General features: G+C 38.9%; 15 protein-coding genes. 7 read left to right on the top strand and 8 right to left on the bottom strand.

What is annotated here, in order from left to right; genetic code table 11:
* The first annotated feature begins 118 nt into the window (after positions 1-118).
* Positions 119-838, top strand: a complete 720-nt coding sequence (locus L2B55_RS05640) for a PKD domain-containing protein (RefSeq protein ID WP_237849480.1) — start codon at positions 119-121, stop codon at positions 836-838.
* 122 nt (positions 839-960) lie between these two features.
* Entirely contained in the window at positions 961-1,440 is a 480-nt protein-coding gene (locus tag L2B55_RS05645) for a PKD domain-containing protein (protein WP_237849482.1), read from the top strand.
* Here the strand turns inward: L2B55_RS05645 and tnpC are convergent.
* The 4 genes from tnpC to L2B55_RS05665 form a co-directional block, all read right to left on the bottom strand.
* A complete protein-coding gene (gene tnpC / locus L2B55_RS05650) occupies positions 1,418-2,959 on the bottom strand; it encodes an IS66 family transposase (RefSeq protein WP_237848581.1) in 1,542 nt (513 codons plus the stop codon). The two genes, L2B55_RS05645 and tnpC, sit on opposite strands and share 23 nt — an antisense overlap.
* A gap of 51 nt (positions 2,960-3,010) precedes the next feature.
* On the bottom strand, positions 3,011-3,340 hold the full coding sequence (tnpB, locus tag L2B55_RS05655) for an IS66 family insertion sequence element accessory protein TnpB (protein WP_255696433.1): 330 nt from the start codon (positions 3,338-3,340) through the stop codon (positions 3,011-3,013).
* On the bottom strand, positions 3,340-3,597 hold the full coding sequence (gene tnpA / locus L2B55_RS05660) for an IS66 family insertion sequence element accessory protein TnpA (RefSeq protein ID WP_237849485.1): 258 nt from the start codon (positions 3,595-3,597) through the stop codon (positions 3,340-3,342). The genes tnpB and tnpA overlap by 1 nt, the downstream gene beginning before the upstream one ends.
* 247 nt (positions 3,598-3,844) lie before the next feature.
* Positions 3,845-5,086, bottom strand: coding sequence for an NADP-dependent isocitrate dehydrogenase (locus tag L2B55_RS05665; protein WP_237849488.1), 1,242 nt, complete (start codon positions 5,084-5,086; stop codon positions 3,845-3,847).
* Between the two features lie 250 nt (positions 5,087-5,336).
* Between L2B55_RS05665 and L2B55_RS05670 the strand changes: the two genes are divergently transcribed.
* Positions 5,337-6,761, top strand: coding sequence for a S41 family peptidase (locus L2B55_RS05670; RefSeq protein ID WP_237849491.1), 1,425 nt, complete (start codon positions 5,337-5,339; stop codon positions 6,759-6,761).
* Positions 6,762-7,115: 354 nt separating this feature from the next.
* Complete coding sequence (locus L2B55_RS05675; protein WP_237849494.1) at positions 7,116-8,786, top strand: beta-N-acetylhexosaminidase; 1,671 nt, start codon at positions 7,116-7,118, stop codon at positions 8,784-8,786.
* A 290-nt stretch (positions 8,787-9,076) separates the two neighbouring features.
* Here L2B55_RS05675 and L2B55_RS05680 read toward each other — a convergent pair whose 3' ends face one another.
* Entirely contained in the window at positions 9,077-10,291 is a 1,215-nt protein-coding gene (locus L2B55_RS05680) for an IS110 family RNA-guided transposase (RefSeq protein ID WP_237849497.1), read from the bottom strand.
* Between the two features lie 79 nt (positions 10,292-10,370).
* Positions 10,371-11,081 (bottom strand): head GIN domain-containing protein, encoded by a 711-nt coding sequence (locus L2B55_RS05685; RefSeq protein ID WP_237849500.1) that lies wholly within the window; start codon positions 11,079-11,081, stop codon positions 10,371-10,373.
* A 191-nt stretch (positions 11,082-11,272) separates the two neighbouring features.
* On the opposite strand from L2B55_RS05685, the gene L2B55_RS05690 reads away from it, so the two are divergent.
* Positions 11,273-12,466: an MFS transporter gene (locus tag L2B55_RS05690; protein ID WP_237849503.1), complete on the top strand. Its 1,194-nt coding sequence runs from the start codon at positions 11,273-11,275 to the stop codon at positions 12,464-12,466.
* Positions 12,467-12,602: 136 nt separating this feature from the next.
* Positions 12,603-15,743 (top strand): AsmA family protein, encoded by a 3,141-nt coding sequence (locus tag L2B55_RS05695; protein WP_237849505.1) that lies wholly within the window; start codon positions 12,603-12,605, stop codon positions 15,741-15,743.
* A gap of 109 nt (positions 15,744-15,852) precedes the next feature.
* On the opposite strand, the gene L2B55_RS05700 is transcribed toward L2B55_RS05695, so the two are convergent.
* Positions 15,853-17,199 carry an IS1380 family transposase gene (locus L2B55_RS05700; protein WP_237849508.1) on the bottom strand — a complete coding sequence of 449 codons (1,347 nt, stop codon included), beginning with the start codon at positions 17,197-17,199 and terminating at the stop codon, positions 15,853-15,855.
* A gap of 120 nt (positions 17,200-17,319) precedes the next feature.
* On the opposite strand from L2B55_RS05700, the gene L2B55_RS05705 reads away from it, so the two are divergent.
* A complete protein-coding gene (locus L2B55_RS05705) occupies positions 17,320-17,853 on the top strand; it encodes a hypothetical protein (RefSeq protein WP_237849511.1) in 534 nt (177 codons plus the stop codon).
* Positions 17,854-17,926: 73 nt separating this feature from the next.
* On the opposite strand, the gene L2B55_RS05710 is transcribed toward L2B55_RS05705, so the two are convergent.
* Positions 17,927-19,729, bottom strand: a complete 1,803-nt coding sequence (locus tag L2B55_RS05710) for a DNA polymerase III subunit gamma/tau (protein ID WP_237849514.1) — start codon at positions 19,727-19,729, stop codon at positions 17,927-17,929.
* Between the last annotated feature and the right edge of the window lie 31 nt (positions 19,730-19,760).

Raw genomic sequence — 19,760 nt, forward strand, 5'->3', positions numbered from 1 at the left:
TTTCTTTGGTTTTATTGTGTGTGTGTGTTGTGGTTAAGTTGAGTTAAAGTGCTGTAAATAAGATGTATATAGAGTAACTTTGTGAGTTAATTAACTTTCATTTTTACCTAACATCTATTTGAATGAAAGCTTTTTTAAATGGTACTTACTTGCAATAGTTGTAAGTATGGCCTTTGGCTCATGTAGTGATGATACAGATATGTCGCAAACTTTTGATATTCCGCCGCTAGATTCTTCACGAAAAACCAAGGTTAATGTTAATTACCCGCCTACTGTTTCAGCAGGTGATGATTTAATAACAGTTCTGCCAGATGATACAGTTACCTTAGAAGGAACTTTTTATGATGAACAGGAAAAGCGGGGACAATATCGATGGACTCAATTGGAGGGGCCATCTGCTGCTACGATTGAAAAACCTGACGAAATAGCAGTTACCATCACTAATTTGGTAAGTGGTATTTACAAATTTGAATTTGAAGGCAAAGACAGTAGCGGCCTGACGGGGAAAGATACAGTAACAGTAAATGTAATTGAAGAATCACTGTTCAAGAATAAAGTGGTTTTTAATAAAATTAGTTTTGATTGCAATGACAGACCTGGTGGTGGTTCCAGCTACTGTGTCGGTATAATCACTAATATTTATGAAACTATACCGCAAAATCAACCAATTCTTGTGTTTGTTAGTATTAAATCTAATTGGCAAGAGCTTAAAAACGAGTATTTCTACTGGGCAAACTTTTCAAAGCCAACGAGTATGCTTTATATGATCAACGACAATGGAGATTTATATATAATGGTCGATAATTCTTCTGAAGGCAATGTGATAGTATTTTATTGAAATATCGGTATTTATGGTTTGGTTTTTTTTAGTTTTTTGAACCGCAAACTTTTGATATGCCGCTAGATTCTTCACGAAAAACCAAGGTTAATTACCCTCCGATAGTTTCCGCAAGTGGCGATATGGAAATTTTGCTTCCCACAGAACCGCTTAAACTTGTTGGTAATTTTCAAGATGGAGAATCACAAAAGGGAACTTATTTGTGGCGACAAGTTTCAGGGCCATCTACTGCTAAAATTGATGACTCTACAACTCATTCAATCCAGATAACCAATTTGAAAACTGGTAACTATATATTTGAGTTTAAGGCAGAAGACAGTGGTGGTTTAAGCAATAGTGCTTTCGTTAAAGTTAATATAATTGATGTATCCTCTTTTCAACATCAAGTATTATTTGATAAGGTTCATTGGAGCTGTCCTTGGGGGTGTTCAGCCTCTATAAATAATTTTTTTGAGCAATTACCACAATACAAGCAAGGCGATTCGCTTATGGTATTTATTAGCTATAATTCAGTTTGGCATTTGATAAAGTTAACAGTTTGGGATGATTTGTCTGTATCCGCCCGACGAACCCCGTCTTTTAAAGTTCAGTTAATTTCTTAAAGTTCTGGGGATAGAGGTCCCGGATATTCTTGTGGTTGATGGTCATGATGTTTTCCAGTGCGTATTTTAACCACCCGAAAGGATTGACCTCATTTTTCTTGCAGATGGCAAAGAACGAATAGATCATCCCCGCCCGCGCAGCAGCCTCATGCGTTCCTGCAAACAAAAAGTTTTTGCGTCCCAAAGCGATGGGGCGTATGGCATTCTCGATGGCATTATTGTCGATCTGCAGGCTGCCATCCTGGAGATACACGCTGAGCTTATCCCATCGTGCCATGGCATAGCGCATCGCCTTTCCAATCTGGCTTTTGGGCAAGGTGTTTTTTACCTCGGCGAAGATCCATTTACCGAGCTCGTTGAGTACCGGAAGTGCTTCATCCAGACGTAATTGCTTGCGTTGATCGGCCGGCAGCTGTGCTTCTTTAGCTTTGCGCTCCACCGCGTAGAGCTGCTGGATCAACTCGAGTGCTTTAGCGGCCCTGACCTTATCGTTTTCCAGTGCCCGTTCAAATTCCCTTCGGGCATGCGCCCAGCAGGCTACCGGGATGACCTCGGGCCGCTGGCCTATTTTTTCGTATACGCCGTAGCCATCACTTTGGAGATACCCCTTAAAGTGCGCCAGCATTTCTTTGGTAGCTACTGCACCGCGAGTAGGCTGATAGTCCATCAGGACCAGTCCGTCCAGTGGAGCATGATACACCCAATACCAGCCCAGGTGACAAGCTCCTTTCTTATCACTTTCTAGCACCTTGATGGTCGTTTCATCGACCTGCAAATAACCCTTGGCTTTGATGTCGAACTTGAGTTGCTCAAAGAGCGGTTCGAGTCGTTCCAGCCCTTGTTTGACCCAGCCTTCGAGCGTAGAGGAGGCAATGGGGATGTTTTCCCGGGCAAACCGCTGCTTTTGTCGGTACAGCGGCAAGTGATCCACATATTTATCGGTCAGGATCATGGCCAGCAGGCCTGCGCCCGGAATGCCCTTGTCGATTACTCGTTCGGGAAGCTCTCCGGTGGTGACCCCTTCACCGCTTTTGGCAGCATATTTATAGCGGATATAACGGCGGATGAAGAACCGGGCAGGTTCACACTCCAGCTCTTCAGTAACTTCTTTGCCGATGCATACCATTTCCGACAGATCACCCTGGGGATAGATCTCCACTTCCTCTACCGGTAAATGAGCCGGAAGGGCGGCGCGGCCTTTATGGGCAGACTGGCTTTTACGGGTATAGGTAATCTGTTCTTTGATGGTTTCTTCCTGAAGGGCCACTGCTTCTGCCGGAGCTTCAAATGGCAACACACCTTGTGCGGGATCGCCTTCGAAGCGTTCACGCTTCTGACCGAATTGCATTCGCTTGAAAAGCTCAACCTGCTGTTTAAGGTAGTCGACCTCTTCCTGAAGGGAAGAGTTGATTTTTTGGTAGGATTCAATGGCGGCATCTCTCCTTTCAATGGAGGTATCTTTCTCCTTCAAAAGAGCAATCAGGTTCTCTTTTGAGAGGTTTTCCAGTGCCATATCCATGACGTGAAAATAAGCAAAAAACCGCGTTTAGGCAAATAAAAAGGCACTTTTTTATACTTGGTAGCGGCGTAACTGTCGACTCTTTTGCACCTCGACCCCTTCGATCATCAGCACCAGATCCGCCCAGCTCAGCTGCCCTTTGGACGATGCCGGGAAGGTCCCCTCTTCCAGGCGCTTATAGTACAACACAAAGCCTCCGTGTTCCCAATGCAGCAGCTTGATATGGGTGCGCTGCCGGTTTAGAAAGACGAAGACGTCCCCACTGGTAGCATTCCCCTTGAGCTCCGAAGCAACCAAGCCACACAAGCCGTCGAATGATTTGCGCATATCGCAGTGTCCCTGGTACAGCAAATACCGATGAGAAGAGTTCAGGCTAAACATCAGTAGAGGCGGATCAGTTCAGCAAGGAGATGCACAGGAGCGAAACTTGCGTTAAGCCGTACGCCATTAGGATAGATGATCTCAAGGGTTGCTGAGACCGCTTCAGTTGGGGGAGTGATGGCAATAAAACCTGTTTCAGTCCTTGCTTTACATCGTGCCACCCAGTTGGCAAACGTAGTTCGCTTTACCCCGATCATTTCACAATAAGCTTGCTGGGTTAACCCGCTTTCTTTCCATTGCTGCACGGCTAGGCGCATTTGCTCTATTTTTTTCATCCAACAAAGAAAAGATACCAGGAGGAAACTGTAAAGATGGGGTTGGTCGGGTGCTTACATTTGTCTAGCTATTATATTGATGATAAAGGCAATTTAGTTTTATACTCTGACATTGATATCGATAATGATACTGATGTTAAAGTTTTTTATTAGTTATTTTAACCTGGTATAACAAAAAATGCCCTTCGTTCTCCGAAGGGCATTTTTTGTTATTAATGAATTTTATTTCTTATGCAGAAACTTGAACTAATTTTGCTTTTAAATTTTCGTCAATTGCTGCTAAGAAATCTTCAGTGTATAAGTATTGATCTGGAGTAACGCTGTTGCCATAGATACAAACTGCTAAGTCTTTGGTCATTTTACCTGACTCTACAGTTTCAACACAAACTTGTTCTAAAGTTTGGCAGAAATCAATTAATGCCTGGTTGCCATCTAATTTACCACGGAACTCTAAACCACGAGTCCATGCGAAAATTGAAGCAATTGGGTTGGTTGAAGTGCGTTTACCTTTTTGGTGTTCGCGGTAGTGACGGGTAACTGTACCGTGAGCTGCTTCTGCCTCCATCGTTTTGCCATCAGGAGTAACTAATGTTGAAGTCATCAAACCTAATGACCCAAAACCTTGGGCGACAGTATCAGACTGAACGTCGCCATCGTAGTTTTTACAAGCCCAAACAAAGTTGCCGTGCCATTTTAAGGCCGATGCAACCATGTCATCGATCAAACGATGTTCATAAGTTATACCTAATTTATCCATCTCAGCCTTAAATTCGTTTTGATAGATTTCTTCGAAAATATCTTTGAAGCGACCGTCGTATTTCTTCAAAATGGTGTTTTTTGTAGAAAGGTACAATGGCCATTTTTTCATGATAGCCTGGTTAAAACATGAACGTGCAAAACCACGGATCGATTCATCAGTGTTGTACATTGCCAACGCAACACCATCTCCTTTGTAGTTATATACTTCGTGCTCGATCACTTCACCGTTTTCACCTTCAAATTTGATAGTTAACTTACCTTTTCCTTTAGTCACGAAATCGGTAGCACGATATTGGTCACCAAAAGCATGACGACCAACACAAATAGGAGCAGTCCAGTTTGGAACCAAACGAGGAACGTTGTTACAAACAATCGGCTCACGGAAAACAGTACCATCCAAAATGTTACGGATGGTTCCGTTAGGTGATTTCCACATTTGTTTTAATTTGAATTCTTCAACGCGTTGCTCATCCGGAGTGATGGTGGCACACTTGATACCTACGTTATATTTTTTGATAGCTTCAGCTGCATCAATAGTAACCTGATCGTTGGTTGCATCACGGTGCTCAATACCAAGGTCATAATATTTAATATCAAGATCCAAGTATGGGAGAATAAGCTTGTCCTTGATGAATTTCCAAATAATGCGGGTCATTTCGTCGCCATCCAACTCTACTACAGGGTTGGCAACTTTAATTTTTTCTATTGACATAATCTATTTATGATAGTTTTTCAAATCGACCCCAAATTTATAAAAATATGCGGATGTGAGGGGGGAGAAATTAGAGAATTTGAAAAAATATATGACTTTACCTTGGTGAAATGTGATAAATATGATACAGGTTAATTGTGTTCACTATCAGTTAGTTTTTGATTAAAGAGGAAGGGATTGTTTGCATAATAAATTTTCTATTTTTGGAGTCGAAGAAAGAAATTTTAACCGCTGTTTTCTAAACTTGCTTATGAAGAAAAAAAATACAAAATCAATTAAATTGATTTTGCCATTATTGATTGCTACTGTTTTTACTTATTCGTGTAAAAAAGATAATCCATCACCAAACAATAATCAATTAATTAATGATTGGGTTTATGAAAACATGCAAACTTATTATTATTGGAATGATAAGTTGCCAGGTGGTCCGGATAGGAGTTTAAGTCCTAAATCATTTTTTAGTTCATTAATTTATAAAACTGAGGATAGATTCTCATGGATTCAGGAGAGTGCTGAAGAGCTTCAAAATAATTTAAACGGTATTTCTAAATCTTTTGGTTATGAAATAAAACTATACAGAACGGGAAATAATGCAGATCTAGTGGGGCAAGTACTTTATGTGTTATCAAACTCTCCGGCTTCAAAAGCAGGAATTAAGCGAGGGGATATATTTACGAAAGTTAATGGTCAACAGCTAACTATGCTGAATTATAATAATTTACTATTTGGTTTAGATAGTTTCAGTATCACCTTCGTCAATTTCAGTAATGGTACATTTTCAGACAAGGAAACGAAAAGTCTTACAGCAATTGAAATTCAGGAGGATCCCGTTTTTCTTGATTCTGTTTATTCAATTAACGGTAAAAAGATCGGTTATTTAGTTTATAATCAGTTTGTACCTGGGCCAAGTGAAAATTCGCTTGTATATAATACTAAGTTGAATGCTGTTTTTGGGAAGTTTAAAGCGCAGGGAGTTAATGAATTGGTGATGGATTTGCGCTATAATACAGGAGGAGACTCACGGTCAACGCTTTTGTTAGGTAGCTTAATTGTAAAAGATTTTGATGCACAAAAGGTGTTTTATAGGCGGGAGTACAACAAGCAATTACAGCAAGCGCTGTTAAACGATCCTAAATATGGTGAAGCCTTTCTAGTTACAAAATTCTCAGAACAAGCTAATAATATTGGTAGTTCACTTCAAAAATTATACGTACTTACCAGTAGTAGAACTGCATCTGCAAGTGAGCTGTTAATAAATGGCTTGAGGCCGTATATGCCGGTAGTATTAGTTGGAGATACGACTTACGGTAAAAATGTTGGATCAATTACAATAGCTGATGAAACTGGTAAAATTAAATGGGGGATTCAGCCAATTGTAACCAAATCATTTAACTCTTTAGGAAAGTCTGATTATACAAATGGTTTTGCTCCTGATATACTTGATTTCGACAACAGCATATCGTTAAAACAATTGGGTGATATTAATGAGTCGATGTTAAATAAAGCTTTGGTTCAAATTACCGGAGGTGTAGTTGCAAGTGCCAGAGCCACAGAAGCCGATAGAGAAGCTACAAAACTCTTTATGAAAGATATAACATCTTCAATAGACAGAAAATCAATGGCATATAAATTTTTGTTGGATGATTATCCTAAGTTAAAAAAGCTTGATAATTAATCAGGGCTTTTTCTATAACCTATATTTAAAGGCCATCCACTGATGCTAATCGGAGGATGGCCTTTTTTCTTTTTTTAATTCCAAGTAAAATACTTTGCTGATTGATGGATTATTTAATGGTTTTGTTGTAAAGTGGCTAATAATTTACCAATTTTTGTTAAAATATTACAATGTTAAGTTTATCTTTATTGACAATTCAATTCATTGGATTATGATGCTGTTGGCTACAGTTTTTTCTTTGGGAGTGGTAAAAAGCTAAATCGTTTTTCTGTTAGCAGGGCATAAAGAATTGTTATCAAACTAATATTAAATAATTTTAATCCTTAAACCGTTCATTTTTTAAAACCAAATTTAATGATGAAAACTACAAAGAAGGTGATTGGGTTTGTTTTTTGTGTGATAATTACGGCGTTTTCCGTTAAAGCACAAACAAATGCAGACCGTTATCCTATTATCCCGAAACCCAAACAGTTAATTGCTCAGAAGGGTGAATTTGTTATCGATAAGGGAACTAAAATTAATGTTAATTCAAAAGATGCAAATCTTCAGAAGGCTGTAAGCTTTTTAGTTGACCTACTAGAGCCTTCAACTGGGATTAAATTAGGCTCTAACAAGGGTTCTGGTAAAAATGTAATCGCTTTTACATTGGATCCAACATTGGAAAATGCTGAAGCTTACCGTATTGCTATTACAACTAAAAATATTAATGTTCGTTCTAAAACTGCGGCAGGAGCATTTAGAGCTATTCAAACTTTGCGTCAGTTAATGCCTGTAGAAGTTGAGCAAAAGCAAGCTGCAAATGTAGCTAAATGGTCAGTTCCTTGTGCTATTATTGAAGACGCTCCTCGCTTTGAATACCGTGGTATACATTTAGACGTAGGTCGTCACATGTTCCCGGTAGAGTTTATCAAAAAGTATATCGATTTGTTAGCCTTATTTAAATACAATAACTTCCATTGGCACTTAACAGAGGATCAGGGCTGGCGTATTGAAATTAAAAAATATCCTAAGCTAACAACCATTGGTTCTTATCGAGAGGAAACTGCAGTAGGTAAAACTACAACAGGAACCTCTATTATTGACCGTAAATATGACTGTACTCCTTACAAGGGTTTTTATACACAAGACGAAGTTCGTGAGGTAGTAAAATATGCTCAAGACAGATTTATCAATGTTATTCCTGAGATTGAGATGCCTGGCCATGCATTAGCAGCCCTTTCTGCATATCCTATTCTTGGATGTACCCATGGTCCTTATGATGTGGCAACCCACTGGGGCGTATTTAATGACGTGTTTTGCCCTCGCGACACTACTTTCAAATTCCTGGAAAATGTGTTAACAGAGGTGATGGATCTTTTCCCAAGCAAGTACATTCACATCGGTGGTGATGAGTGCCCTAAAGAACGTTGGAAAACATGTTATCATTGCCAAACAATGATCAAAGAAAAAGGATTTAAGGATGAGCATGAATTGCAAAGTTATTTTATTCAGCGCATTGAAAAGTTCCTGAATGGAAAAGGTCGTCAAATTATTGGTTGGGATGAAATTTTAGAAGGAGGACTGGCTCCAAATGCAACAGTTATGTCGTGGCGAGGTATAGAGGGTGGAATTGCGGCAGCCAAGCAGCAACACGATGTGATTATGACTCCTGGAGGCTTCTGTTATTTCGATCATTATCAATCAAAAGATAAAAGTGAACCATTAGCAATTGGTGGATTCACCAATGTGGAAAAAGTATATTCTTTTGAGCCGATTCCAACTGAATTATCAGCGGATCAAGCCAAGTATATTAAAGGTGCTCAGGCAAACGTATGGACTGAATATATTAAAACAAGTGATCATGTTGAGTATATGGTGTTTCCTCGTGCATTGGCTTTGTCTGAAGTTGTTTGGTCTCAAAAAGCGAGTAAAAACTATGCAGATTTTTTACTTCGTTTACAAAAACAAGCATTGCGTTTAGATCAATTGAAAGTGAACTATGCAAGACATGCATTAACTAAATTAGAGGACACAACTTCTAAGTAATACGTAATGTGTTAAGAAAATAAAAAAAACCAGGAAACTTCCTGGTTTTTTTTCTGAAAATTAGATATGTGTTTGCGGCCTGAAATACTCGTGTTCCTTGCTGAATGGGCTGTATTTCACCCTTTCAGCCTTAGCCTACAAGTATAAGTCACCAACATTGTTATAGAATTATATTTTTTTCTTCGTGCTCAGGGCAACAACCGTTGGTTCTTAATGAATTAAATCAGTTTTATTTACAGGATTGATAATCACCAATAAAAGCCCGATCTTTATATTACTTTGAGACAGCCTTATTGATGGCTGAGCTCGTTCAAACGCTTGTGGTAATATGCCTCAAGCGTTTGCCTTTTTCTGGCTTCCCAGCGTTGCAGGTCCACTTCCCTGTATTCTACCTGATCTTTTAAGATAAAATAGACGGCTTTAATGATTTTATGCGCAATGGCCACAATTGCTTTTTTCGGCCCCCTTCGGACAACCAGCGCATGATACTTGCGTTGATAAAAAGTGTTTTTGGTATGCACAGCTGACCAAGCAGCCTCCACCAATGTGGTTTTTAAGAGCTTGTTGCCTTTTACGGTGCGCTCACTTTTCTTTTTACCGGCGCTTTCATTGTTGCCCGGACAGACCCCGGCCCAGGAGGCCAGGTGATGCTCATCGGGAAACGTCTGCACATTCGGTCCGATTTCTCCCAAAAGGTTCATGGCGATGGCCTCGCTTATCCCCGGTACCGTTTTTAACCGGTTCACCACTGCCCGATGCTCTTGTTTGTACAGGTCGATACGAGTTTGGATGACTTCAATTTGATTGTCGACCTCCTTGATGGCAGTTTTAATGGCGAATAGCATAAACCGATGATGGTCAGTCAAGCGTCCCGACAGGGCTTTGAGTAGTTCTGTTTTTTTGTTTTTAAGCATTCCTTTGGCCAGTTGGTATAATTGTTCGGGGTCGGTAAGGCCTTGAATAATGGCCTCTATCATCGCCGTGGCACTTACTCCCCGTACATTGCTGACCACACTGGCCAGCTTGATGTTGCCATCCTGCAAAACTTTATGAAGCCGGTTCACATGCCCTACGCGTTGATTAATGAGCTTTTTCTTGTAGCGCACCAATTCTCGGAGTTCGCGAATAGATTGCTGGGGGATAAAACTGGGTTTTAGTAAGCCACTGGCCAGCAGTTTGGCAATCCAGGCACTATCCTTCTTGTCGGTTTTATGCCCAGGGACATTTTTAACATGCCGGGCATTGACCAGGATGACCCTGAAATGGGTGTCCAGAATCGTAAAAATCGGTTTCCAGTAAATCCCGGTACTCTCCATGGCCACATCGGTAACGCCTAAGGATTCAAGCCAGTAACAAAGGGATTCCAAATCCGGCGTGAAGGTGAGAAACGTACGGGTGCATTCTGTAATACCGGTGCCCCTGACGGTTGCTACAACCGTTTTTTGATGAACGTCTAAGCCACAGCAACGTTCGATTTGAAGAGGAAATTCAACAACTTGTTCCATGAGAAGTGTTTTAGGTAGTAACAATTTTCATGGCCGTTGGTGAATTCCCAATTCATGTATGTTTTATTTTCTTATGATTTTATTCTGCTTTTCTAACCTTCCCAGAACCACTGGTATGCGTATTAACATTGGTTGGAGACCCAGAATATATTACGCTACCAGAACCACTAATTGTAGCATTCAATTCCTCATCAGTATGAATGCTTGCCGATCCTGAGCCACTTATAACCACAGAAGCTTTTGATGTTTTTAATTGTTGCCCTTTAAACGTCCCTGAACCGCTAACTGTAATATCCGATTGGTCAGAGGTTCCGGCAATTTGAATACTTCCCGATCCACTTACAGTACTTTCAATCGATGAAGTGTTAACAGATATTTGAATACTACCTGAGCCACTCACCGTCAACTCAATATCGTCCGATTTTATTTCGTTTTCAACCTTTAGTGAGCCAGAGCCTCCAACTGTAATGTTTTTCAACTGCTTGGCAGTTACAAAAATGTTTATCTTTTGATAATTTTTTTTCCAGGTTTGATAAGAGTTTTTAAGCTTAAGACGGAGTGTATGGTCTTTTACTTCAACAATAATGTCTTTTACGTCTTCGCTTGTTGCCTCAACTCTAACTGATTCTTCATTGCCCATTTTAACAACTACATTGAACGGCCCTCCTAGAGCAATTGAATTAAAATCGCGTACGCTAGGGCTAATGCCTGGGGCATCTTGACTAAATGCAATATTGGTAATACCGACTCCTAATAGTAAAGCAAGTGTGAAGTTTTTCAATTGTTTCATAGCAGGTTTTAATGAATTTGTATTGGGTTGATAGTTAGCTTTATGACGCTACTTTTATGCTGAGTGTTGCATGTGCTTCTAAATTAATTTAAAAACAATATAGCAATTACCCTGTTACAATTTACGGGTTTGAGTAAGATGACTCTATCTTTGTAGTCCCACATTGATTTTAATCCATTCCCATTAAGTTAATGATTCAACATTTAAACAAAGGGCAGGTGTTGCTTATGGCTTCTGCTACTGGTCTTATTGTGGCAAATATTTACTATAGCCAGCCGTTAGTAGTTTTAATTAGTAGAGAGTTTAATGTTACAGAAAGTAACGCCGGGCAAATTAATTTTTATACACAATTAGGGTATGCATTGGGACTGTTCTTTTGTACTCCTTTGGGTGATAAAATTGAGCGGAAAAAGCAAATTATTGTGATGACGCTCACTTCTGTTATTGCATTGGTTGGAGCTGCTATCACCCAAAATATAATGGTTCTTAAAATAGCAGGCTTATTAATCGGATTTACCTCAATGGTTCCTCAATTAATAATTCCAATGGCCGCCAATTTGGCATCTCCTGAACAAAGGGGTAAAATTATTGGCGTTATTATGAGCGGGCTGTTGGTCGGTATTTTGCTCTCTAGAACCTTAAGTGGCTTTGTTGGAGCATTTTGGGGTTGGAGAGCAATGTTTTTTATTGCGGCAGGAATCTGTTTGGCATTGGCTTTTGTTATGATTTTTGCTTTTCCTGTAAGTATTCCTACGTTTAGAGGGTCATATGCTGAACTTATGGGCTCATTGTTTCAATTGGTAAAAGAACAACGAGTTTTGCGCGAAGCCACCGCAATTAATTCTCTAGCATTTGCATGCTTTGGTATGTTTTGGACAACTATGGTGCTGTTGCTTTCAGCTGAACCGTTTCATTTCAATGCTAATACCATCGGATTATTTGGTTTGGCTGCTGGAGCCGGAGCTTTAATGGCTCCTTTGGTAGGCAAGATAGCAGATAAAAGTAATCCTCGAATAACCATTGGGATTGGTATAGTATGCATGTTATTGTCGTTTGTATTGTTTTATTTATTTAGAATAAGTGTTTTGGGGTTAATAGTTGGAATTGTAGTGCTTGATCTGGGCATGCAAAGCATTCATGTTTCAAACCAAACGCGTATTTATGCTTTAATTCCTGAAGCCCGCAATAGGTTAAATACTGTGTTCATGACCGGTAGTTTTATTGGTACTGCGCTGGGATCGGCAATCGGGTTGTGGGTTTGGAATTGGAATCAATGGGCCTCTGTATGCCTTGTTGGCGTTTTGTTTGCAATTGCTGCAATGATAATTTATATCGCTACCTATCCGGTTAAAAATAACGCGGCAAAGTCATTGAAAATAAACTAGAGTATTGGGTTTGTTTTACAGGGTTTTACCAGTTAATTCCGTGTAAATGAATTTTATTTAGGTAAATTTATTTAATGGTATAATCATTGTTGTTTGTCGCTGAAGTTTTTCTTCTTATTAAGATATTTTCTTCCTTATGAGTTTAAATTTGCGCCGCATCTTGTTTAAAACATTAAAGTTTACCGGGATAGGACTTCTTTCTTTCTTTTTGCTGTTATTTATTTTGCCGTTCTTTTTTAAGGATACAGTATCTGGAAAAATAAAAAAATGGGCAAATAAAAACTTAAAGGGAGAGCTAAATTATTCTGATGTCAGCCTTTCTTTTTTTAACCACTTTCCCGCACTAACACTTACTCTATATGATTTTAATTTAAATGGTTCTCGTCCTTATTCAAACGAAACTTTGGTGGGAGCTAAAGAAATTGCCTTAGGAATCGACCTTGAAAGCGTTTTTGCGGAAAGCCTACAGGTCGATGAAGTGTACCTTTCTAATGCCAAGATAAATATTTTAGTTAATGAAGCCGGAGAAGCCAACTATAACGTTTATGTTGCAAGTGAGGATACTTCCAAAACAAATAAAGCTGATAGCGCCAGCATGTCGTTGAAAATTGAGCAGATTTTAATTGAAAATAGCCATTTAGTATACAACGATAAGTCATTGCCATTGATTATCAATGCAAAAGGATTTAAATATGTTGGTAAAGGAGATTTAAGCAAGGACTTGTTTGATTTGTATACGAATGCAAAAGTTGATTCGTTGGATTTTTACTTTGACGGTGTTCCTTACTTTTTGAGAAAGGAGGTGAATGCTAACTTGGTAACACGTATTAATACTGTTTCTTTAGCCCTGTTGTTTCAAAAGAATGATTTGAAAATAAATAAGTTGCCGGTTCAGTTTAATGGTAGGTTTGAGTTTTTGGAAGAGGGTTATGATATGGATTTTAACCTAACGACCAAGGGAGCGAATCTTTATGATTTATTCACAGCACTTCCTCCCGAGTATCTAAAATGGTTGGATAAAACTCAGGTGGATGGAATTACTGACGTGGTTGCAAGTTTGAAAGGAAAGTATAATTCAGATGCCAAGTTGATGCCTGATTTTAATCTGAATATGAAGGTTAGAAACGGACTGATTGCTAATCAGAAAGTTCCTTCTCCTGTTAAAAATCTTTTTTTGAACATGGATGTGCGTTTGCCGATGCTTAACCCCGATAATGCATTTCTGCAAATTGATTCATTGTTTTTTAACATTGATAAAGATTATTTCAGTTCAATTATTAGGTTAAAAGGACTTGAAAATCCTTATATCTATGCAGATATTAATACCGAAATTGACTTGGAAAAGTGGCAAAAGGCTTATGGTTTCAGTGAGTTTCTTGTCAGAGGACGTTATAGCTTGCATTTATTTGCAGATGGACAGTACCTTATTGGTCGTGATCCCAATAGCATGCGTAAGGATACTGCAATATTGAGTGTGCCGAAGTTTACACTTAAGTCTTCGCTCAAATACGGCTATTTTAAATATGCTTCATTGCCGCAATCAATTAATAACATCAGTTTTGATCTAAATGGCAGCTGTCCGGATCATAACATCCAAAATGCCAAATTCTCTATTTTGAACCTGAACGCCAATATTCGTAAAAACTTCATCAATGGGTTTTTGAAAATCAATGGGGCTAAAGGTTTTCCAATGGAGGCTAATTTAAAAGCTGATTTTAATCTGGCAGACCTAAAGCAAGTTTATCCACTTGATAGTATTGATTTAAAGGGATTGATCAAATTCGATGTGTCAACTCAAGGGAAGTATGATCCTCAAAAAAGACAGTACCCTAAAACTCAGGCCAAAATTTCATTAAAGGATGGATCGGTAAAAACCAAATACTATCCGAATCCTATTGAAAATATCCAGGTGCAATCAGTAGTAACTAATAACAGTGGTTCCTTGCGTGATATGAAAGTTGTAATTCAGCCTTTAACGTTTTTATTTGAAGGAAAGCCATTTACTCTTAGTGCCAATTTGGTAAATTTTGATGACCTGGATTACAGTATAAAAGCGCAAGGGCAAATTGACCTCGGTAGAATTTATAAGGTTTTTTCAAGAAAAGGTTTAAATGTTAGCGGTAGGGTCGATGCTAATTTTGCTTTGAGCGGCCGCCAAAGTGATGCACAAAAGGGTAATTATAGCCGCTTACATAATTCAGGAATATTAAAGTTATCTAATATTAACTTGATTTTTGAGATTTTTCCGAAGCCATTTGAGATTAAAACTGGTGTTTTTAGGTTTAAGGATGATAAAATATGGTTTGAACAATTTGAATCTCAGTTCGGGCAATCTGATATTACATTGAATGGTTATATGAGTAACGTCATTAATTACACACTCAAAGATGAATTGTTGGTAGGAACCTTTGATTTAAAATCTAAATATTTATTGGTAGATGAATTTATGGCATTTTCAGGAGATACTGTTGCTGCTCCAAGTGGGGAGAGCGGAGTGGTTATTGTTCCTAAAAACTTAAACATGACATTTAATGCACTGGTCAATAAAGTTAAATTCAATGAGCTTAGTTTAGATAGCTGCAAAGGTCAAATGATTATAAATAACGGGCAATTATTTTTGAAGGAGACTGGTTTTAATTTGATAGGCTGCAAGGTTGTTATGAATACTTCTTATAGCAGCCTTAGCCCCAAACGTGCCTTTTTTGAGTATAGTATAGATGCCAAGGATTTTGATGTTCAAAGAGCTTATCGAGAAATTAAGATTTTTCATGATTTAGCACCGGCTGCAGCCAAGGCTCAGGGGATAATTTCGTTGAATTACCAGTTGAAAGGGCGTTTAAATGCAGAGATGATGCCAATTTATCCATCTTTGGAGGGTAGCGGTGTATTATCAATCAAGGATGTAAAAGTTGCTGGTTTAAAAATGTTTACCGCGGTTAGTAAAAGTACCGGGAGAGAAGATATCAATAATCCGAACTTGAAGAAGGTAGAAGTAAAGACATCTATTAAAAATAATGTAATTCATGTTTCGCCGACAAAGTTCAAAATAGCCGGGTTCAGACCTAAAATTGAAGGGCAGACAACCTTTGATGGAAAGTTGAATCTTAAATTTAGATTGGGCTTGCCTCCGTTTGGTTTGTTAGGAATACCTATGACTGTTACAGGTACCCGTGATGACCCCAGAGTTAAATTGGGAAAAGAAACAAAAGATGAAAAAGAATTGGAAACAGAGTATAAAGAGGAAGGGATACAGGACACCGTTAAAAAGAATAAGTGATAATTGTTTCTTGTTTTGTTAACCAACTGTGGAAAACATTTAGTTACTAAGCTTTATTGTGTTTTTATTTTAGGTTTATTAATTTAATCCCAAAAAAGTCATTAGGGATTTAAGTTTTTGTCAAGTCAAATGTTTTATTACAATTCCAAAGGCCGGTAAACCATTCTCTTCGTTTCATGGCCAGCGACAGTTTTAGGATTTTCTGGCTGCCGTTTTTTACCATATACCCGCCAATGGCAAACACCTTGTAGCGTAATGTTTTCAGGCGTTGTTCTACTTGGGTATTAAGCACGACCTGCCTGAAAAGGCTGATGAAGTTATAGGCCATCATCACCCAGTTCAGGGCCGCTTCGGTGGCATCAAAGTTTTTAAGATTGAAGCTGTCTGCCCCAAAATCGTATTTCAGTTCTTTGATCCGGTTTTCGCAATTGGCCCTTTGCCGGTACAGATTCCACACCTGAAGTGCCGGCAGGGTTAAATCGGTGACAAAACAACTGTAGCGGTAATTTTTATAAATGCCCTCGTCTTCAAATAGTTTCAGCGTTTTGCCCGTTGCACAGGGGCGTTCACTGACTTGCTGGCGGACCATGACCAGCCTTCTGGGTTGATCCCACAGGGGACTTTGATAAGTGCTTTCGGCCACTTCGATACCAGCAGTAACTTTTACCCACAGGTGTTGTGCGGCGAGTTTTTGTTGGATCGGTTTGTACTGCCGGGCGGCAATGATGTAGTTGCCCACTTGTGGACTTTGCTCCAGATACTCAAATACTTCTTTACCGTAAAATCCACTGTCGGCCCTGAATAAGCCTATTTTTTTACCGTTTAGTTTTTCGATCGTATCGGCTAAAAAGCCCTGAAAATTATTGCTCGTATAGCTGTCGCCGCTTCGCAGCCAAAAGTTGGCGACCATTTTTGTTTCCTCTATAAAGGCGATTAAAGGATGATGACTGTTGCGGCCGGGCTTAAGGGGGTTGTATCCTTTTTTACTACCCTGTTGCCCGCCGTATCGGGTAAGGATGGTGGAGTCGACATCCAGCGTGTAATTATCATACTGCAGATTGCCAAAAAACCATTGGTATAAAGGGGTGAAGATCTGCTGGTTGGTGGCCAGGGTATGTTTGTTGAAAAAGCGCTGGATGGCTTTACTGCCTGCCATTTGTTTGAAACCCCAGCATTGTTTCATGGCCGCATCATGGCGCGTTACCTCGCAATGTTCAAACTTGTTGGCCCCACACCATATACTGGTCATAAACTGTTGGATGAGTTGATGCGGAGAATACCCCCGGTTTGACCCTGGGGCTGGCAATGGCAACTGATCCAATGCAGCTTCAAAATCCATCCTGTCCAACATTTTTTTCATCAAAATAATACCCGACCAAGGAGTTATTTCTTTGTCTGTAAAGTCAATTTTCAGGTCCAAGTTCAAATAAGTTTTACTTACTGCAATTTCCTCCAATTTACATTGGTATAAAACCAATAGTTATCAACAAGTTAACACTCTTAATTTCTAATGGCGGTCATTAGAAATTGAGGCTAATGACTTTTTTGGGTTAATTACAACTTAAAATTATTAACTATGGAGAATGAAAACGTAGAGATAGGGCAACCTGTAGTATTGCAAAGTGCATCGCTTTCAGATGAAAGAATTACCGATTTTACGGAGCGTAAAAAAGCTGAACAAAACTTGTTTGGTGGAATTATGGGATGTGTTGTAGCAGCTTTTGTTGGTGCTATTATTTGGGCTGCAATTACGGTCCTTACCAATTATCAAATTGGATACATGGCTGTAGGAGTGGGATTTCTGATTGGATACGCCAATAGGGTTGTAGGTAGAGGTATTGACGTGATTTTTGGTATAATTGGGGCTGTTTTTGCCTTGATTGGATGTTTGATGGGAAACTTTTTTAGTGCTGTTGCGGTTTTTGCCAACCAGGAAAATGTCAGTTACATTCAAATTTTAGTAAATACAAATATGAGTATAATTGTTGATGTGCTCACCGAAACCTTTGGCGTTATTGATTTGTTATTTTATGCAATTGCAGTTTATCAAGGATATCGCTTTTCTTTCCGACAATTTACTGAAGAAGAACTAAGTAGGTTAAATGCATGATTTTCTGAAATACAGAATAAAAAAAATGGGGCTAAATTCTTGCCCCATTTTTATTTATAGATCTTTTTAAATCCTAAAAGTCAATTTCTAGATCCAAACGTCTTCTAAGTTCAAGCAAGTTTGGATTTTTATCTGCAAGGTATTTAAACTTATCAGTAGAAGTATAAAGTGTTTTCTTTACTTGTTCCTCTCCTTGACCTATAACAGCATCAATCTTAATTCCACTATTCTGTAATTTGTTCTTTAAAAACCGCAACATGTGCACTTGTTCAGACTGAATAATATCAGTCTGGTATTTATCGATTACAGTTACTTCAATAGAATAATCTGGACGAAGCTTCGGCTTGTTTACCGTCATTATTGTATGCAAACCAATTTTTGACTCGTTTTGAGCTTGTTCTGCATACTCATTCCAGTAGCGAAGTAATTGTTCTTGTGTAAACGGCTGATTACCTTTTACCTCTTGGTATTCGGTTGGACTCGGAATTACCACTTCTTCCTCTATGGAACTTGGTGTATTGCTACTCAAATTCTTTATGGAAGGAATTTTCAAAGATGGAATTCCTGTTGATATTGGAGTTTTGGCAACAGAAGCAGCCGGTTGTTTTGATTCTTTAGAAGCTGCAACAATAGGTGCTTGATCATTAACTTTATTGTCAGCCTTAGGTGCTGGATTGGGATTTGAAACAGTAGAACTACTTTGAGTATCAATGTTTGTTGTTACGGTATCAGGTTTTTTTTTTACCTCCGCTTGCGGAAGTTGTCCATTTGATAAGTTAAGGGCAGCTCGTATATGACACATTTTCATTAAGGCAAGCTCAACCTGTAAACGTTGATTTTTACTTCCTTTATAGTTTAAGTCGGCCTGATTGCCGATGTTTAAACCTGATAATAAAAATGACACCGGAGCTTTTTGTGATTGCTCCAAATATTTTTGCTTAATCCCTTCGCTTACTTCTAACAGTTTAATGGTAGCAGAATCTTTGCAAACCAATAAATCACGGAAATGATTGCATAAACCATTAATAAAGTTGTTGCCATCAAAACCTTTGTCTAAAATCTCATCAAAAATCAATAAACTTTTGGTGATATCTTCCGCTAAAAGAGCATCTGTTACCCTGAAATAATAATCATAATCAAGGATGTTAAGGTTATCAATAGCGGCTTTATATGTGATATTCCCCTGTGAAAACGAAGTGATTTGATCGAACATTGAACATGCATCACGTAATGCTCCATCTGCTTTTTGGGCAATAATGTGTAGAGCATCAGGCTCGTAACTAATATTCTCGGTCTTAGCTATGTATTCAAGGTGGTGAGCAATGTCTTCAACCTTAATTCTATTAAAGTCAAAAATTTGACAACGCGACAAAATTGTAGGAAGAATTTTGTGCTTTTCAGTTGTTGCCAAAATAAAGATTGCATACGAGGGAGGTTCTTCCAATGTTTTCAGAAAGGCGTTGAATGCGCTGGTTGAAAGCATATGCACCTCGTCGATGATGTAGATCTTGTACTTTCCTGCTTGCGGTGCATAACGCACTTGTTCAACCAGGCTTCTGATGTCTTCTACTGAATTGTTAGATGCAGCGTCAAGCTCGTGAATGTTCATGGAGCTTCCATGCTTAAATGAAAGGCATGATTCGCATTCACCACAAGCTTCATAATCGGCAGTAGGCGATTGGCAATTGATGGTTTTCGCCAGTACACGGGCACAGGTAGTTTTACCAACACCTCGAGGTCCACAGAATAAAAAGGCCTGAGCTAGTTGGCCTGTTTTAATTGCGTTTTTTAGCGTATTGGTAATATGCGCCTGACCTACAACACTATTAAACTTGTCGGGTCTGTACTTACGAGCCGATACAATGAAGTTTTCCATCCGCAACGAAAATAGAAATAGTTTGAGCTAA

It is taken from the genome of Solitalea lacus (assembly GCF_022014595.1).
Taxonomy (GTDB): domain Bacteria; phylum Bacteroidota; class Bacteroidia; order Sphingobacteriales; family Sphingobacteriaceae; genus Solitalea; species Solitalea lacus.

Coding starts and splice junctions, on each gene's coding strand:
- L2B55_RS05645 (WP_237849482.1), top strand. CDS start 961: ATGGAAATTTTGCTTCCCACAGAACCGCTTAAACTTGTTGGTAATTTT.
- tnpC (WP_237848581.1), bottom strand. CDS start 2,959: ATGGATATGGCACTGGAAAACCTCTCAAAAGAGAACCTGATTGCTCTT.
- tnpB (WP_255696433.1), bottom strand. CDS start 3,340: ATGTTTAGCCTGAACTCTTCTCATCGGTATTTGCTGTACCAGGGACAC.
- tnpA (WP_237849485.1), bottom strand. CDS start 3,597: ATGCGCCTAGCCGTGCAGCAATGGAAAGAAAGCGGGTTAACCCAGCAA.
- L2B55_RS05665 (WP_237849488.1), bottom strand. CDS start 5,086: ATGTCAATAGAAAAAATTAAAGTTGCCAACCCTGTAGTAGAGTTGGAT.
- L2B55_RS05670 (WP_237849491.1), top strand. CDS start 5,337: ATGAAGAAAAAAAATACAAAATCAATTAAATTGATTTTGCCATTATTG.
- L2B55_RS05675 (WP_237849494.1), top strand. CDS start 7,116: ATGATGAAAACTACAAAGAAGGTGATTGGGTTTGTTTTTTGTGTGATA.
- L2B55_RS05680 (WP_237849497.1), bottom strand. CDS start 10,291: ATGGAACAAGTTGTTGAATTTCCTCTTCAAATCGAACGTTGCTGTGGC.
- L2B55_RS05685 (WP_237849500.1), bottom strand. CDS start 11,081: ATGAAACAATTGAAAAACTTCACACTTGCTTTACTATTAGGAGTCGGT.
- L2B55_RS05690 (WP_237849503.1), top strand. CDS start 11,273: ATGATTCAACATTTAAACAAAGGGCAGGTGTTGCTTATGGCTTCTGCT.
- L2B55_RS05695 (WP_237849505.1), top strand. CDS start 12,603: ATGAGTTTAAATTTGCGCCGCATCTTGTTTAAAACATTAAAGTTTACC.
- L2B55_RS05705 (WP_237849511.1), top strand. CDS start 17,320: ATGGAGAATGAAAACGTAGAGATAGGGCAACCTGTAGTATTGCAAAGT.
- L2B55_RS05710 (WP_237849514.1), bottom strand. CDS start 19,729: ATGGAAAACTTCATTGTATCGGCTCGTAAGTACAGACCCGACAAGTTT.